The sequence below is a fragment of the Methanosarcina sp. genome, assembly GCF_049706645.1.
GTDB lineage: Archaea > Halobacteriota > Methanosarcinia > Methanosarcinales > Methanosarcinaceae > Methanosarcina.
This window is the reverse complement of sequence record NZ_JBNAKP010000020.1, coordinates 1-15,787: the sequence shown is the minus strand read 5'-3', so window position 1 is coordinate 15,787 and position 15,787 is coordinate 1. Positions and strand designations below refer to the sequence as shown.

Below are 15,787 nucleotides of genomic sequence, written 5' to 3'. Positions count from 1 at the left end.
GTGGGGCTTGTGGGAAGCAAATCCAGCATTAAGAGTTACATTAATACAGTTCGATACTACCTGATGAAAGAAGAAGCCGAAGAATCATCGATTTTTGCGCCGGCGGATAATGCAATTGATACTGAAATCATTACCAGCCCTTCTACAGGTATACAACTTGTACTGATCCCGGCCGGGGAATTCGAGATGGGCTCACCTTCTGAAGAGAGGAATCGGTCCGACTCCGAATCTCCGGTCCATAAAGTAGTAATTCAAAACTCTTTTTACCTGGGTAGATCGGCTGTCACACAGAACCAATGGAAAAAAATAATGGGGACCAATCCTTCACACTTCAAGGGTGAAGACCGCCCGGTTGAGATGATTTCATGGGATGACGTCCAGCAATTTATCACAAAGCTGAATGAGATGGAAGGAACTGATAAGTACCGCTTACCCTCAGAAGCCGAATGGGAGTATGCCTGCCGGGCCGGCACACAAACAAGGTGTTTCTTTGGCGAGGATGAGTCAAAACTTGATGAATACGCCTGGCATGTTGAAAACTCAGGCAGTAAAACTCACGCAGTTGGCCTCAAGAAACCAAACCCCTGGGGGCTTTACGACACGCATGGTAATGTCTGGGAATGGGTTCAGGACGAGTGGCATGAGACTTACAATGGGGCTCCTTCCGATGGGAGTGTATGGGAAGAAGGAAATGGTTCCTCTCGGGTCTCTCGTGGGTGTAGCTGGCTCTGCAATACCGGGTTCTGCCGTTCAGCTGGCCGTTTCAGGCGCGGATTTGAGAGTTGTTTCGCCAATCTGGGTTTTCGGCTTTTGAGGGAACTTTAATTTCCTCTTTTCAGCTCTTATGGCCGCGGTCTCATTTTCTGGATTTTTTCGTTCTTTTTCTTTTTTATATTCCCTAAAATAATATTCGGACTTACTTTATAAGCACGGAAGACACGGAAAGCACGGAAGAATTGTAACCCTATTTTCCTTTATTCTATGTTTTCCGTGCTTTCCGTGGTTAACCTTTCAATTGAGATTGGTAAAGAAATTTTGGTACTTGACTATAGATATTCGTAATACGCGGTCGAATTCTAAAGGTCAGCAGGAGCCATGTCGTAAAGATGATCAAAGTTTCTTCGGAGAATCTAAACACTTGTGCCTGTGCATCATTTTTTTCAGGCGTATCACCATATAAAATAAAAGTCCATTTTCTGTTAGGCAGGTGGCCAGGGAGGCCGATTTCGGCATTTTGTAATTATTTTAAAAACAAAATTTCCAAAAGTGGGTGATTCGGATATCCATGGTTTCGGGACTTTTCGGGGTTCTGGATCTTTTTGTTTGGAATTTATTTCAGGGTTTTCCCTGGATAAATTGTCTCATATTTTACTTTTGTTTATCTGAGAATTTTTAAAACAATTATAATATTATCTTTAGATTTTATACAGGTTTTATGTGGTAAATCGTATAAATACTAAATACATAATATTACTACAAATTATTTCAAGGATTTATTGGGGTATAACTTATGAGCGGGGAGAATAGTTCATCCTTCTGGACCACATTACCAGGCATTCTTACTGGACTTGCTGCACTGATAACTGCCATAGGTGGGATTTGGCTCATCTATGATCAGGTGGTTAATGATGGGAACGAACCTGAAATTGACAACCAGGGGATTACGGGCGTGGACAATCCCCAGGTTGACGATCAGGGGACTACTGGTGAGGATGAACCGGTTCACCAGGTGACCAATGGTGTTATCGAAAATAGTACAGAAGTCACTGTAGACGAGCCCATTTTATCTGCTCCAGAACAAGTTTCGCCAGCTGATGGTACGGTATTCGATGAATATCCAAATGAGATAACGCTAGAATGGACCGAAGTTCCCGGGGCAACAATTTACGGAGTCGAGGTTGAAGTTTATTTAGGGTACTGGGGTAACGTGATAACATCTTACGTGACTACAAACAGCTATACATTTTCATCCCCTGGCACATATCCCGGCCGCTGGCGTGTCTGGACTGTGGATTCGATGGATAGGAAGAGCGAAAAAAGTGACTGGTGGGGATATAGTTATACTACATAAAATCGGCTTTACAGCAGTTTCTGTCTGGAGGGATCTTTGAAGAGTAATTTTGTGCCCTTGAAGAGTTAAATTAATTCAGAACTTGACTTTAGCAGAAGCATAAATTCCAAATGTATAAATGGGCTTCATGCTTTTTTAAGATCTGGTGAAAGAAATGAATACTTGTGCCAGATGGAAGAATGTTACTTGGAAAAATATGGGAATGGGTGCAGGACTAGTGGCATGAGAATTACAATGGGGCTCCTTCTGATGGTTGTGCATGGGAAGAAGGAAATAGTTTCGATCGGGTTTATCGGGGTGGTTGCTGGAGAATCAAATCCGGGTACTGCCGTTCAACGGTTCGCCTCAGACGCCCCAATAAGTACCGCTCCAGCACTCTGGGCTTTCGCCTCTTGATGGAACTCTAAACCTTTTCTTTGCGAAATTTCTTTGCGAAAAAGCCGCACCATCGGTGTGGGACAAGACAGGTTAAAAATGGGGTTTCTGGCTGTCTTGGCTCCGACCTATTTTCTTCTCCCATATCAATTTCAAAATTTCTTAAACAACCATTGCCATAAATAAGTCCTCTTGAGCGAAGCGAAAAGGACAGCGCACTGCAGAGCCGCAACTCTGCCGAGGCGCAATTCGGGTGACAGTAATACTTATACGAAAAGCCTCTATTATATCCACTTCATGAAACAGGATATGTCAAGTGCCGACGTTGCTGCAGTTGTTGCCGAGCTGTCAGCAGGGCCGAAGTCCATTATTGATGCGAAGATCGGGAAGATCTACCAGCCCACGAGTGAGGAGATTCGCATCAACCTTTACGTTTTTCACCAGGGCAGGGACAACCTGGTTATTGAGGCCGGGAAGCGCATACATCTAAGTAAACACTTCAGGGTAAGCCCAACGCTTCCACAGGCTTTTCCGATGCTGCTTAGAAAATACCTGACCGGGGGCAGGATCGTATCTGTAGAGCAGCATGATTTTGACAGGGTCGTGAAAATCGGGATCGAAAGGGCAGGAGTCCGTAATATTCTTATTGTGGAGCTTTTTGCGCGGGGGAACGTGCTTATTGTTGATTCGGAAAACAAAATTATCCTGCCCATGAATCCTGTGACTCTGAAGGACAGGAGGCTTCGGAGCGGAGAGATTTACGAGCTTCCAGAGGCACAGATTAGCCCGATAGAGGCTAAGGTTTCTGACCTCATGGAGGCTTTTTCCAGGTCTAAGGCTGATATAGTGCGGACGATTGCCACAAGGTTCAATCTGGGGGGAGTTCTGGCAGAAGAAGTCTGTGCCAGGGCGGGAATTGACAAATCAAAGCCTTCAAAAGAAGCAACTGTAGAGGATGCATCCAGGCTCTGCAATGCAATGCATGACCTCTTTTCCCCGCTGTTCAGGGTAGGAGCCGGAGACAAAGGAGCCGGAGAAACCGAAGCCGAAATCGGGGTTAAATCCGGAACCGAACTTAAACCTGAAGCTGAACTTAAACCTGAAGCCGAATTCAAGCCCGAAAGCGAGATTAAACCCGAAACCGGGGTTGAAGCCGGGGCTCCGGGACTCAAACCCCAGCATGTGAAAAAAGAAATTAACGGAAAGCTGGAAACTTTCGATGTGCTCCCTTTCGATCTTACTCGCTATTCCGGATTTGAAAAAGAATATTTCGATTCCTTTAATACGGCACTTGATGAGTTTTTTGGGAAAAAAGCGCTTGAGCAGGTCGAAGAGGTAAAAGAGGCTCAGAAAAAGGAGAAAAACCTTGGCGTCTACGAAAGGCGGCTTCTCCAGCAGGAAGAGAGCCTTGCAAAGTTCGAAAAAGAAATCGAGAAAAATAATACCCTCGCCGAGATAGTCTATGCAAATTACCAGATTATCGAAGAGCTTCTTTCCGTGCTCAATGGCGCAAGGGCAAAGGGTTATTCCTGGGATGAGATCCGTTCCATTCTGAAGCAGGCTAAAAAGACCGTGCCTGCTGCGCAAAAGATCACAAACATTGACCCCAGGACCGGGACCATAACTGTGGACCTTGACGGGAAGAGTGTTAATCTTGATATCCGGAAGACAGTACCGCAGAATGCTCAGGAATACTACGAGAAGGTCAAGAAATTCAGTAAGAAAAAAGAGGGCGCTCTCAGGGCTATCGAAGATACCAGGAAGGCAATGGAGAAAAAGGCTGTAGCAAAGGCTGCAAAGGCAGGAAGGAAGCTTCAGGCATCCCGAAAAAAGCACTGGTATGACAGGTTCAGGTGGTTCGTATCCTCGGACGGCTTCTTTATCGTAGGAGGCAGGGACGCCGATACCAATGAGGAAGTTTTCAAAAAATACCTGGAAAAGAGAGATCTCGTCTTCCATACCCAGACGCCTGGTGCTCCTCTCACAGTCATCAAGACCGGTGGAAAAGAGGTTCCCGAATCTACCCTGCAGGAAGCGGCGCAGTTTTCGGTCTCTTATTCCAGCCTCTGGAAAGCCGGGCACTTCAGCGGGGACTGCTACTGGGTCAAAGCCGAGCAGGTCACAAAGACCCCGGAATCAGGAGAGTATGTCAGAAAAGGGGCTTTTATCATCCGCGGGGAGCGCAATTACTTTAAGGACGTTCCTCTCGGTGTTGCAGTCGGGCTTGAGCTTAAAGGAGGCGAGACGAGAGTGATAGGCGGGCCAGTTTCTGCTGTCCGGAAGCATGGGGATTATATCCTCGAAATAGTCCCGGGTGCTTTTAACCAGAATGATATTTCAAAAAAGATCTACAGGATTTATGCGGATGAACTCAATGATCCCCGTTTCGTAAAGCAGATCGCTTCTCCTGACCAGGTAGCCATGATGATCCCTCCAGGGGAATCGGACCTAAAGAGCCAGAAGCCGGAAAGGAAGGGGGAGAGGATTGAGTATGAAGGGGAGGAATACGGAATCCCGGAAGTAGAGCACGAACCTGAAGATAATGGGGAGGAAATCGAAGAGGAACTCGGAAAAGGCTTCGGGAAGGAAGTTGAAAAGGAATTCAGGGACAGATTAGCAGAGGAAGCCGGAGAAAAGGCCGGAGAAAATATTAAAGCAAAATTTGAAGAGAGCATTGGAGGGGAACTTGAAGGCAAAATCGAAGACGAAGCCGGGAAGGGAAGTGAAGAGAAAATTGAAATGCGTGGAGTGAAAAAGGTATGAGAGTTACAAACCGCTCCCTTAAAGGAAGGGAGGGGGAGATTGCAGTAACAGCCGAAACCCTCGACGACCTCTGGCACCTGAAATACATAATCGAAAAAGGGGACCTGGTTTTTGCGGTTACCAAACGGAAGGCTGATGCGGCAAGTGACAAGATACGCCCTGAAAAGGTCGAGAAAGTAAAGGTAAGGCTCGGAATCAGGGTTGATGAGATCGAGTTTCACAAGTTTGCGAACCGGCTGCGTGTACATGGGATGATAGAGCACGGGATGGATGTGGGCTCCTATCATACCCTTAATGTCGAGATCGGAACCAATCTTTCTATAGTCAAGGAGCACTGGAAAAACGACCAGTTCCAGCGGATCCAGGACGCTGAAGAAGCTTCAAAGCGCCCGAAAGTCGTTATGGTGGCAATAGAAGAGGGAGATGCCGATATCGGCTTTGTGCATCACTACGGAATAGAAATTTATTCTCATATTCGGCAGTCTTCAGGAAAGCGTGAGACCAGTTTGAGAAATGAGTTTTTCAGGGAAGTTGTAGAGCAGCTCAGGCACGCCGTCCCTGAGGAAGCGTCTATAGTCGTTGCAGGTCCCGGATTTACCAAAGAAGACTTCGTTAAATACTTCCAGGAAATCGAGCCGGCTATGGCTTCAAAAGCCCTGATCGAAGACACCTCCATGATAGGAATGTCCGGCTTTCAGGAAGTTCTCCGCAGAGGCGCAGTGGATCGCATTATGCAGGAATCCCGTATAGCCCGCGAATCAGCCCTGATGGAAGACCTTATCCGTGAAATCTCAATGGACGGCAAAGCGGCTTATGGTCTTGAAGATGTTAAGAATGCTCTTGATTACGGGGCTGTCGAAACCCTGCTTGTTGCTGACGAAACCCTGCGGGAAGGGCGGGAAAAAGGGGAGGATATTGATAAACTCCTTATGGAAGTTGAACAGGCCCAGGGGAAGGTAGTTGTTTTCAGCACAGCCTTTGAGCCCGGAGAAAAGCTTCATAAATTGGGAGGAATTGCAGCTCTGCTCCGTTTCAGGGTGAGGGGCTGAGCTCTGCCTGACCCTGTATCTTCCAGGTACAGGCTCTTTATCGATTTCTTTATCTTTTAATTTCTTTATCTTTTCTTTTTACTTCCAGTGCTTGCTGTGCCTGTTTTTATTGAAAAAGCTGAGAATTCTATTTTTCTCTTTTTATGTTATATTTAGTATTATTTTTATTTTTTTTAGTTCAAATTAGTAAAATTTATTAACTAATTAGCTTTATTTGTTGTTACTTTTAGTTTAATTTATAATAATATTTACTTGCGTATTTTCGATTGTTATAATTACGTATCAATAATAAATGAAAAAGAGTGATATTCCTATGAAACCCTATATTCAAAAAACTTTATTGTTACTGCTTACCTCGCTTACAGTTTGCTTGGTGCTTGCACCATTGGGTCTTGCAGCTCCGGCTCCAGCTATTTCTGGAGTTCCCGTTGACACTAAAGAGGCCTCATCCGATGAATTCTGCTGGAATGCTACTACATTTGGCGGCTTTAACTACCCTGTAAACCAGCATAAAAACTTTGTAGCTTCTGAAAACTGGTGTGGTGAACGCCTTCAGTATGTTGAAAAAGACGGCCGGAATGAACTCGGCAAAGGCAACCCCGGAAACCATGTAATCGGCGAAGAAGAACTTGTGTATTCCACTCGTCCTTTTTCCTCCAAATATGAACTTGTTTCCGACCTTGAACTAAACCCCAAAACAACTCCTGAGGAACTTGGCGGAATGTTTTACTATAAGCTCGCCTGGTTTGGAGGAAAGCCATATATTGCCGTTGGAAACGATTCTACCCAGCTTACAAACCTTGTGATTTCTCAGGTTTCTGGAGAGAAAAAGGAATTGAAAACCGGAGAGTCCTGGGATCTCGGGAAAAATTACTCTCTGGCCGTTAATCAGGTCGATGTCGAAGGCGAGAAGGTCTGGTTCTCGCTTTATAAAAACGGGAAAGAACTCGAGTCCGGGATCGTAAACACAAGCGGAACTGTTGACGACCGGACATTTACCGCAACTGCAGACTTTGGGAACGGAAAAGACCAGCTCTACTTTATCACTTATATAGATAAAGTATTCACGAGTGCTACTGACTCCTTTGTGGTCTTCAAGTATACCTGGCTCATTGACAAAGACGGTTTGATGCTTATCGAAAAAGGAGACGAATATCAGGGTTTTGAGGTAATGGAAGCTTCTGAAAGCGAAATAGTTCTTAAAAACTCGAAATCTATCACTCTGGACCTCGATAAGGATAAAAAGGCTTATTTCACCGATTCCTGGTATTTCCAGACCTCAGATGAGGGAAAAGGCAGTACTTCTCCGGAAGGCTATATTATCTACCCAGCAAAGGAATTGAGCAACCCTGGGAATTATACTTTGAGAGGTCTTCCTTTTGACACTAACGAAGTCTCATCTGATGGTTTTAGCTGGAATGCTACCACTTTTGGTGGCTTTAACTACCCTGTAAACAAACACAAAGATTTCGTAGCTTCTGAAAGCCGGTGGGGCGAACGCCTTCAGTATGTTGAAAAAGACGGCCGGAATGAACTCGGCAAAGGCAACCCCGGAAACCATGTAATCGGCGAAGAAGAACTCGTGTATTCCACGCGGCCGTTCTCCAACAAATATGAACTTGTTTCCGACCTTGAACTGAATCCCAAAACAACTCCTGAGAAACTTGGCGGAATGTTCTACTATAAACTTGCATGGTTTGGAAAACCCTATGTCGCGGTTGGAAACGATTCTACGCAGCTTGCAAACCTTGTGATCTCTCAGGTTTCCGGAGAAAAAAAGGAACTGAAGACCGGGGAGTCCTGGGAACTCGGGAAAAACTATTCTCTGGCCGTTAACCAGGTCGACTCCGAGGGCGATAAGGTCTGGTTCTCGCTTTATAAAAACGGGAAAGAACTTGAATCAGGGATCGTGAACACAAGCGGTGCTATCGAGGATCGGACATTTACGGCAACTGCGGACTTTGGGAACGGAAAAGACCAGCTCTACTTTATCACTTATGTAGATAAAGTATTCACGAGTGCTACTGACTCCTTTGTGGTCTTCAAGTATACCTGGCTCATTGACAAAGACGGTTTGATGCTTATCGAAAAAGGAGATGAATATCAGGGTTTTGAGGTAAAGGAGGCTTCTGAAAACGAAATTGTCCTTAAAAGCTCGAAATCTATCACTCTGGACCTCGATAAGGATAAAAAGGCTTATTTCACTGATTCCTGGTATTTCCAGACCTCAGATGAGGGAAAAGGCAGCACTTCTCCGGAAGGCTATATTATCTACCCAGCAGCGGATATTACTATTGAGAACAAGACGGCTGCCGGATTTAACGGAACCACCAGTGATAAGGTAAATAAGGATAACTCCTCCGTTCCGATTAAAGTTCTTCCTGAGAAGAAATAATGTAGTTCAGGTAACTGATCCTAGGAAGAGTTAATGCTTTTTCTGGATCTTTTTCCTTTTTTACAGTTCTTTTCCTTTTTTTACAGTCCTTCTCCTTTTTTTCTTTTTTATATCAGGAGAAGGGCAATGAACCCGCTTAAGAAGATTCCATCAAAAGTTCCTGCTCCTCCTATGCTTGCAACCGGGGCTCCAAGGTTCTTGATTTTTCCCAGGTTAAGTAGATCGGCTCCTATAAGGGTTCCGAGCACTCCTCCTGCATAGGCAGTAACAACGCGGCACTGGTCAACCGGGCAATCAGGAATCTGAATAACAGACGTCAACAAAATCGCAGCAAGGGCAGCGGCAAGGGGTGGGACCAGCGCCGGAGTTGCGATACCTATCCCGCGAATCGGCCTTGCTACGGAATGAGTTATGATTGCAACTATTAAGATACCGGCTCCTGCAAGCAGGAGAGACGAAGGAAATTTCGTAAGGAGGTAAGCTGAAATCAGCACCGGAATAACTGCTCCTCCTACATTGACAGCAATTGTCGTTTCATTTCTTGTCACGCGCCGGACTGGAACCCTGTAAGACACACCAAAGACACGAATATAAGTATCTCTAACTGCCGGAGTATCGGACCTGAGGGTTGCCAGAGGGATATTGATGCCGCTTCCGATAAGGGACAACAGCAGGATAAGAAGCGCATCCCCTATAGAGAAGCCGATTTTCGTAAAAGCGGAAATAATTACCCCAAAAAAGAGAAAACTAAGCCCGAAGATCAGAATAAGGGTCAAAAGAAGAAGGAATGTAAGGCTAAAAGGAATGTAAAAAAGTTGTTTTCTCATGGAATTGCCCCCCTCTCTTTATTTCCCCGCATGTTTAGGAATATATTTTCTTTATTTATGAGTCTATTTGCTGCCTTTATTCCTTACACACCCCATTGAAAGACCTGCTCTTAAAAAGTCTGCCCCCTGCACTTCTGGCTTGCAATTAAAAATTTCGGATACTGAGAAAAAAAAGTTTCTGATTCTCAGGATTAGATATACCTTACCGCAGGCTTCAGGCACTCCATGCAGATTATTTCTTTTGCGTCTTTATATACCCTGAGAACTCCGCCCGACTCGGATACTGTAACTGCAATCGCAACCGTATCTCTGCTGATTGCGGCTGCCGAAACATGCCTGCCTCCCAGTCCTTTTTCAATATCAACATTTTTCCCGTCAACGTCAAGGTAGCGGCCTGCGGCATGGATAATGCCGTTTTCATCTACCACAAAGACCCCGTCAAGCTGGGCAAATTCCTTTATGGATTCCCAGTTCCTTTTGTCAAGGACATTCCGGTAAGTTTCATCGTGGCCTGCGTACGGATTCAATATTATCTGGTGAGAGCGTTTCAGAACCTCTTCGGAATCACCTATTATGAAGGCAGCTCCCATTTTCTTGCCTTCTCTGCCTGTCAGGACGATATCAAAAGAAATTTTCATGATTGCACTCATCACTTCCGGCTTTATCCTTTCCTGACATTCCTTCATGGCTTTTACAAGGGGGTTTTCGTCGAGGTTATGTACGATAATGGAACTGGAGCCGCGAGTTTCGACTACACCTACAATAATCCCGCTTTCCTGTTCTCCAAGCACGTACTCTATGGCGGCAGCCTGCTGAAGGTTCTCAGAATTACCTGAGGCTTCCCGATTTATTTGGTCGCCGAGCTCCTTTAAAGGGTTTTTCCCGTCTTTTCCAGTGGAGACCAGATGGTCTATTATGCTTTTCGGGCGCATGGAGATGTAGTAGACCGGAATTCCCCCAGTTTCGATCCCTTCAAAACTCAGCTCCCCGGAAACCATAATTGCGGCAGCATCAAGTTCTCTGGAAATCCGGGCTGCCGTTTCTGCAATTATACGTGCTCTATCCATATGATCCACCACTTTTTCTTTTTGCAGCAACCGATTTGCGGTTCTACTTTTCATTTTTAAAGCTAATATTATTTCTTTGAACTAATGCTATTTTTCTTAAATTTAGGGTTATTATTTTTTTAACTTTCCGCTTTTTTCCGGATCCGAATTATTTCCCTCAGGTTAACATTGAAGCCAACTTTATAAATACTTAAGCTTATTTATCTCTCTGTACTTATCTCTTATATATTATAATTGCCCTGTAGTTCCTTCGATCTTTCCTTTTTTCCGTTATGGCTTTTAGCACTCTCTCCTCTTACTCTATTTTTATAAACAGTCCACAGGGGGTTTACAATTCCTTCGAAAACGGAATCTAAACTCAATTTTTCCAGAAGAGAGTTAACAGGAAGATTTTTCTGGTTCGCTTTTCAATTAAGATTGGTGAATGCTTTGATCAGGACATTTATAGCAGTGGAATTAGACCCCGGTTTTACGGAGAAGATTCGGGAGCTTCAAGACAGATTCTCCGGTTTTGACCTGAAGTTTGTCGATCCTGAGCTCGTTCACATAACTTTGAAGTTCCTTGGAAATGTGGACGAATCAAGGATTCAATCACTTTCCGCAGCTCTCGATTCCATTACATGCGAACCTTTCGAGGCAAAAGTAGGGGGGCTTGGAGTTTTTCCCAAACCTTCGAATCCTAAAGTGCTCTGGCTGGGTGCAACTGGAAATTTCAGGGCGTTACATGACGATGTAGAGAATTTACTGGAACCTTTCAAGTTCGAAAAAGATGACAGGGAATTTACCGCCCATGCTACTCTTGCCAGGGTAAAATTCCTCAAGAAGGATCAGAAAAACGCTTTCATAAATACATTAAAGGAGTTAAAAGATGTAGAAATTGGTACTATGTGGGTAAATAAAGTGCTTTTAAAGAAAAGCACACTGACCCCGAAAGGACCAATCTATGAAACTCTGCATACCGTGCACATGGATTAAACTTTTTGTGTTATGTCCTTCTTCTTTGTTATCTCTTTTTTTCTGTCAGATCTTTCTTTTCTGCTATCTCTTTTTTCTCTGTTAGATCTTTTTTCTGGCGGCATTAGTGCACATTGTACCTGTGATTTTTTTAATTCTTTTTTGAATTAATTCTCCGTGCTTCTGGATCAATTATTCCTCTGGAACCGACTCGTACAGCTTTCTCCTCTCAGGAGGCATGGCTTTGAGAAACTCTTTCGCTTCTTCAGGAGATACAGCTCTGAGGGTTCCGTCAGATTCCTGTATGACCACACCACTTTCTGCGAGCATCCTGTACCTGGCTTTCCGCACTTCTTTGTCAGGATGGCAGACAAAATGGCAGTTTGAACAGGTATATTCCATCCTGTTCCCTGGAATAAGGCATATAAAAAATCCGCCTTTGATCTTCGGTCTTTTTAGGTATGCTTCTATTGTACCGGGCAACGCAGCGATAAAATCTTCATCCTTTTTGGGGATTTCAAAGCGAGCCGGAGACCAGGTAGACCATTTTCCCGAAGCATTCAGACCTGTAAGCCCCCCGCAGACAAGGAAACAGCGGCTGTTGCTTCTTCTTTTCCCGTAGCTAAACTCCTTTCCTCCAAGATTTACAGTGACTTTCTCAAGCGGGTCCACATATCCAGAGGAGCAGACTGCAAGGCAGATCCTGCATTCGTCACAATAGTTCTCTTCTTCCGGCAGTGGCTCTGTTGGGGTAAGCTCTGCATCCGTAACTACAGACGCCAGGACAATTGCTGACCCGTATTCCTTTGTAATTATATTTCCTGAATACCCGAAATGCCCTATCCCGGAGCGGACGGCCAGGTACCTGTGGGAAATAGGGGGGTGCATATCCAGCAGCCAGTTTTCCGAATCCTGACGGTAGACGAAATTTGCAAGCTGGGGGATAGCTTTGTACCCATACTGCTGCAAGAATCCTGCCATTTCAAGGGCTATCCCGTTGGCAAGGGTGGTGGTTCTCACCTTATTAGTATCGAGGGATTTATGGTCCTCTTTTCTAAAGTAAGGTTCTATAAGGTTCTGGTCAAAAGCAAGGGCAAAAACGACTGCCGATTTTGCCCCTGGCAATACATATGTCAGGTCCGTGGAGGGAGGCCCGCCTGTGAGGGTTTCGGTTGTTGCGATGCCCACTCTGAAGGCTCCAAGGGTCAGAGCCATCTCTTTGAGCTCTTCGGTTAGTTTCTCCATCTTCGATTTTTCAGTTTGTTCTTCCATTTTCGACTCCTCAAGCAAATTAAATAAAATATTTGATCTCAATGTAACTTATGTAAGACAACTGCTATATCCTTGATCGGCATTCAAATATACTAATTCCCTAAAAGTATAGTCCAATAACCTTTTAGAATATATTTTTTCTATACCTTTTTTAATTTGGAAAAGCAAAGTGGTAAATATGCGAGGATAAGTATTGTAGAACCAGTAGAAAGATTGAATTATGAAAAAATTTGTAAGGCGATAGTGAAAAATAGTAAAATTCGTAAAAATTATTAATAACAGCAAACTAGGAAAATTGATAAGGTTGACTGAGATAATAAAAACCAATGAGTAGAAGCAGATGAAAGTGTTATCGTTTTTCTTTAACTTTTCAACTTTAAAGTTGTTATTTTTCTTCTTCTGTCATTCTTTTATCCCTTGTTTTCTATACATTTATATATTGGTTGTATCCTGGCTCTAACGCACAAATTGTACTTTTAATGCAGTTAAACATAACAACTGAGAACATTCGAAAGTTTAAATATTATCTTCTCTAATTATGGTGCAAGCATTAATGGAGGACTCTACGATTAAAGAAGAGATCTGGATCGAAAAATACAGGCCTATCCGGTTGGACCAGGTGGCAGGGCAGGAGGAAACAATCGAACGCCTGAAGTCCTATGTTGCAACGAAAAATCTTCCTCATCTCCTGTTTTCCGGGCCGCCCGGGGTCGGGAAAACAGCTTCTGCAGTCTCGATTGCAAGAGAGATTTTCGGGGAAGACCTCTGGCGTGAAAACTTTACCGAACTCAATGCGTCGGATGAAAGAGGCATTGATGTTGTCCGGACAAAAATCAAAAACTTTGCAAAAACTGCCCCTATGGGTGGAGCAGGGTTCAAGATTATCTTCCTGGATGAAGCCGATGCACTGACTTCGGATGCTCAATCCGCACTCCGGCGGACAATGGAGCGCTTCAGCAACAACTGCCGGTTTATTCTGTCCTGCAACTATTCTTCCAGGATTATCGAGCCTATCCAGTCCCGCTGTGCAGTTTTCAGGTTCAGGCGTCTTTCAAATGAGGCTATCAGGAAACGCCTTGAATACATAGCTAAAGACCAGGACTTATCCATCACTGAAGACGGATATGAAGCTCTTGTTTACGTGGCCCAGGGAGATATGAGAAAAGCCGTGAATTCTCTTCAGGCTGCTGCTTTCATAGACCCGGAAAAACCTATATCCAGGGAAACCATTTATAGAACTACCGCAACTGCAAATCCTGAGGATATCAGAAACCTGATCGAAACTGCCCTGCGTGGAAATTTCAGGGCTGCACGGAAGGAACTGAACAGGTTGCTTTATGAAGAGGGGCTTTCTGGGGAAGATATAATTGGACAGATTTACAGGGCAATCTCCGAAATGGATAACCGGATGATTCTGGATCTCGGGCTTTCTGAAAAGCGCATTGTCGAACTCGTAGATATCATAGGTGAGATTGATTTCAGGCTCACTGAAGGAGCTACTGAAAAGATCCAGCTCGAAGCCTTGCTCGCACATTTTGCGCTTTCTAGCACAGATTAAGGTTTGATGAACCGGAATAAAGCTTCTATAGACTCCAGGTCTCTCAAGAGAGGTTGAAAGGGCTTGAATCCTGCCTTCTCTCAAAATAGGAACATACAAATTAATAAATCCTGATTACCATGTCTGTTGAAATAGCATTAGTAGAAATGTTGGGATCTGTTCCCCACTGGTTTGCAGTTCTGATTCTGGGAGCTCTACCGGTCTCCGAACTGAGAGCAGCAATCCCTATTGCGATGGGCATTTATGGAATGGGACCCTTCGAGGCTTTTTTCTTCTCGGTGCTTGGAAACCTTCTTCCTGTAATCCCCCTTCTGCTCTTCCTTGAACCGGTCTCAAACTATCTCAGACATTACTCCATCTTTGATACGTTCTTCACCTGGCTTTTCTCAAGGACCCGCCAGAATAATACCGAGAGTTTTGAAAAATACGGACTCCTTGCGCTGACCGTCTTCGTAGCCATACCCCTGCCGGCTACAGGGGCCTGGTCAGGCTGCGCAGCGGCATTTGTGTTCGGGGTCAAGTTCAGGCAGGCGTTACCGGCAATTGCTGCAGGAGTAATGATAGCAGGAATTGTAGTAACTGCCCTCACTATGACAGGTATAGGTGTTGCAGATCTGATCATGGGAATGTAATCCCCCTTTGAGTGAACCGCACCCGTTGAGCCACAATCGTTGGGCCGCAACCGTTGCGCCGGTTGATCACGCCGTTACGTTGTTTTCGCTCAAGCCTTTTCTGAAAAGGTTTGCGTAAACCGTTGCGCCGGTTTATCACGCCGCTTATCGGGTTTTCGCTCAAGCCTTTTCTGAAAAGGCTTGCGTTTTTGATCAAACTTTTTTGAAAAAGTTTGCGATCAAACATTTTTTTGAAAAGGCTTGCTTCGAAATCTTCATATATTTTAAAAATATCAAATATATCATCGACAGAACAAATATAAATTTATGATTATATTCGCAGCCAGCTCCAGCTTCTACAACTTCCTGTGGCTTACTCCCGTTGTCTGGCAGTTTTCTGGAAAATTTTGAGGTGACTATTAATGGCAAAGGCAGATAAGAAAAACAAAAAAATAGTTCAGTCCAAAAAATGCGTTGGGTGCGGCATATGTGCTTCCGTTTGCCCTGTAAACGTAAAACTGATGAAGAGTGAAGATTTTGATCCTGAAACCACTGAACTGGCAATTCGGATTCTGGACGGAGTGGCAATTATCGATGACGAAATCTGTGTCCGTTGTGGAGCCTGCTCAAAGATTTGCCCTGTGGAATCCCTGACCGTAGTTGATTTGGAATCCGCAACCGCATAAGGAATCTTAAGTAAAAATAAGAAAATGCTGAGAACCAGCATTTTATTACAACGGGAGCGCAGAGGGTCACGAATACCCCTTCCTTTAGGTAGGGGATGAAGTGAACCCTCGCCTCTTCGTTTTTCTCTTTAAATATCTAAACCATAGTTTCCTTGTATA

General features: G+C 44.4%; 12 protein-coding genes and 2 pseudogenes. 10 read left to right on the top strand and 4 right to left on the bottom strand.

Going from position 1 to position 15,787, the window contains the following annotated elements:
- Positions 1 to 825, top strand: coding sequence for a formylglycine-generating enzyme family protein (locus ACPK8D_RS08280; RefSeq protein WP_424717379.1), 825 nt, complete (start codon positions 1 to 3; stop codon positions 823 to 825).
- Between the two features lie 254 nt (positions 826 to 1,079).
- On the opposite strand, the pseudogene ACPK8D_RS08275 reads toward ACPK8D_RS08280, so the two are convergent.
- Positions 1,080 to 1,287 (bottom strand): annotated as a pseudogene (locus tag ACPK8D_RS08275) (DNA primase catalytic subunit PriS); the annotation flags it as partial.
- Between the two features lie 223 nt (positions 1,288 to 1,510).
- On the opposite strand from ACPK8D_RS08275, the gene ACPK8D_RS08270 reads away from it, so the two are divergent.
- The 5 genes and pseudogenes from ACPK8D_RS08270 to ACPK8D_RS08250 all read left to right on the top strand — a co-directional run bounded on the left by ACPK8D_RS08270 (position 1,511) and on the right by ACPK8D_RS08250 (position 8,653).
- Positions 1,511 to 2,071, top strand: a complete 561-nt coding sequence (locus ACPK8D_RS08270; protein WP_424717378.1) for a hypothetical protein — start codon at positions 1,511 to 1,513, stop codon at positions 2,069 to 2,071.
- 278 nt (positions 2,072 to 2,349) lie between these two features.
- A pseudogene (locus ACPK8D_RS08265) lies at positions 2,350 to 2,478 on the top strand (formylglycine-generating enzyme family protein); the annotation flags it as partial.
- 265 nt (positions 2,479 to 2,743) lie between these two features.
- Entirely contained in the window at positions 2,744 to 5,209 is a 2,466-nt protein-coding gene (rqcH, locus tag ACPK8D_RS08260) for a ribosome rescue protein RqcH (RefSeq protein ID WP_424717425.1), read from the top strand.
- The gene (locus ACPK8D_RS08255; RefSeq protein ID WP_424717377.1) at positions 5,206 to 6,258 is read left to right on the top strand and encodes an mRNA surveillance protein pelota; all 1,053 of its coding nucleotides are present in this window, start codon (positions 5,206 to 5,208) and stop codon (positions 6,256 to 6,258) included. The genes rqcH and ACPK8D_RS08255 overlap by 4 nt, the downstream gene beginning before the upstream one ends.
- A gap of 373 nt (positions 6,259 to 6,631) precedes the next feature.
- A complete protein-coding gene (locus ACPK8D_RS08250) occupies positions 6,632 to 8,653 on the top strand; it encodes an S-layer protein domain-containing protein (protein ID WP_424717424.1) in 2,022 nt (673 codons plus the stop codon).
- A 107-nt stretch (positions 8,654 to 8,760) separates the two neighbouring features.
- Here ACPK8D_RS08250 and ACPK8D_RS08245 read toward each other — a convergent pair whose 3' ends face one another.
- The gene (locus tag ACPK8D_RS08245; protein ID WP_424717376.1) at positions 8,761 to 9,480 is read right to left on the bottom strand and encodes a DUF1614 domain-containing protein; all 720 of its coding nucleotides are present in this window, start codon (positions 9,478 to 9,480) and stop codon (positions 8,761 to 8,763) included.
- Between the two features lie 191 nt (positions 9,481 to 9,671).
- Entirely contained in the window at positions 9,672 to 10,547 is an 876-nt protein-coding gene (locus ACPK8D_RS08240; protein WP_424717375.1) for a DNA integrity scanning protein DisA nucleotide-binding domain protein, read from the bottom strand.
- 429 nt (positions 10,548 to 10,976) lie between these two features.
- On the opposite strand from ACPK8D_RS08240, the gene thpR reads away from it, so the two are divergent.
- The gene (thpR, locus tag ACPK8D_RS08235) at positions 10,977 to 11,522 is read left to right on the top strand and encodes an RNA 2',3'-cyclic phosphodiesterase (RefSeq protein ID WP_424717374.1); all 546 of its coding nucleotides are present in this window, start codon (positions 10,977 to 10,979) and stop codon (positions 11,520 to 11,522) included.
- Between the two features lie 171 nt (positions 11,523 to 11,693).
- Here the strand turns inward: thpR and ACPK8D_RS08230 are convergent, their stop codons facing one another.
- Positions 11,694 to 12,773: an epoxyqueuosine reductase gene (locus tag ACPK8D_RS08230; RefSeq protein WP_424717373.1), complete on the bottom strand. Its 1,080-nt coding sequence runs from the start codon at positions 12,771 to 12,773 to the stop codon at positions 11,694 to 11,696.
- 553 nt (positions 12,774 to 13,326) lie between these two features.
- Here ACPK8D_RS08230 and ACPK8D_RS08225 point away from each other — a divergent pair.
- The 3 genes from ACPK8D_RS08225 to ACPK8D_RS08215 all read left to right on the top strand — a co-directional run bounded on the left by ACPK8D_RS08225 (position 13,327) and on the right by ACPK8D_RS08215 (position 15,628).
- Positions 13,327 to 14,331 (top strand): replication factor C small subunit, encoded by a 1,005-nt coding sequence (locus ACPK8D_RS08225; RefSeq protein WP_424717423.1) that lies wholly within the window; start codon positions 13,327 to 13,329, stop codon positions 14,329 to 14,331.
- A gap of 119 nt (positions 14,332 to 14,450) precedes the next feature.
- On the top strand, positions 14,451 to 14,963 hold the full coding sequence (locus ACPK8D_RS08220; RefSeq protein WP_424717372.1) for a COG2426 family protein: 513 nt from the start codon (positions 14,451 to 14,453) through the stop codon (positions 14,961 to 14,963).
- 401 nt (positions 14,964 to 15,364) lie between these two features.
- Entirely contained in the window at positions 15,365 to 15,628 is a 264-nt protein-coding gene (locus ACPK8D_RS08215; protein ID WP_424717371.1) for a 4Fe-4S dicluster domain-containing protein, read from the top strand.
- Positions 15,629 to 15,787: the final 159 nt, after the last annotated feature.

Bases quoted from the DNA above. Each gene is read 5' to 3' on its own strand.
- ACPK8D_RS08270 (WP_424717378.1), top strand. From the start codon at position 1,511: ATGAGCGGGGAGAATAGTTCATCCTTCTGGACCACATTACCAGGCATT.
- rqcH (WP_424717425.1), top strand. From the start codon at position 2,744: ATGAAACAGGATATGTCAAGTGCCGACGTTGCTGCAGTTGTTGCCGAG.
- ACPK8D_RS08255 (WP_424717377.1), top strand. From the start codon at position 5,206: ATGAGAGTTACAAACCGCTCCCTTAAAGGAAGGGAGGGGGAGATTGCA.
- ACPK8D_RS08245 (WP_424717376.1), bottom strand. From the start codon at position 9,480: ATGAGAAAACAACTTTTTTACATTCCTTTTAGCCTTACATTCCTTCTT.
- ACPK8D_RS08240 (WP_424717375.1), bottom strand. From the start codon at position 10,547: ATGGATAGAGCACGTATAATTGCAGAAACGGCAGCCCGGATTTCCAGA.
- ACPK8D_RS08230 (WP_424717373.1), bottom strand. From the start codon at position 12,773: ATGGAAGAACAAACTGAAAAATCGAAGATGGAGAAACTAACCGAAGAG.
- ACPK8D_RS08225 (WP_424717423.1), top strand. From the start codon at position 13,327: ATGGAGGACTCTACGATTAAAGAAGAGATCTGGATCGAAAAATACAGG.
- ACPK8D_RS08220 (WP_424717372.1), top strand. From the start codon at position 14,451: ATGTCTGTTGAAATAGCATTAGTAGAAATGTTGGGATCTGTTCCCCAC.
- ACPK8D_RS08215 (WP_424717371.1), top strand. From the start codon at position 15,365: ATGGCAAAGGCAGATAAGAAAAACAAAAAAATAGTTCAGTCCAAAAAA.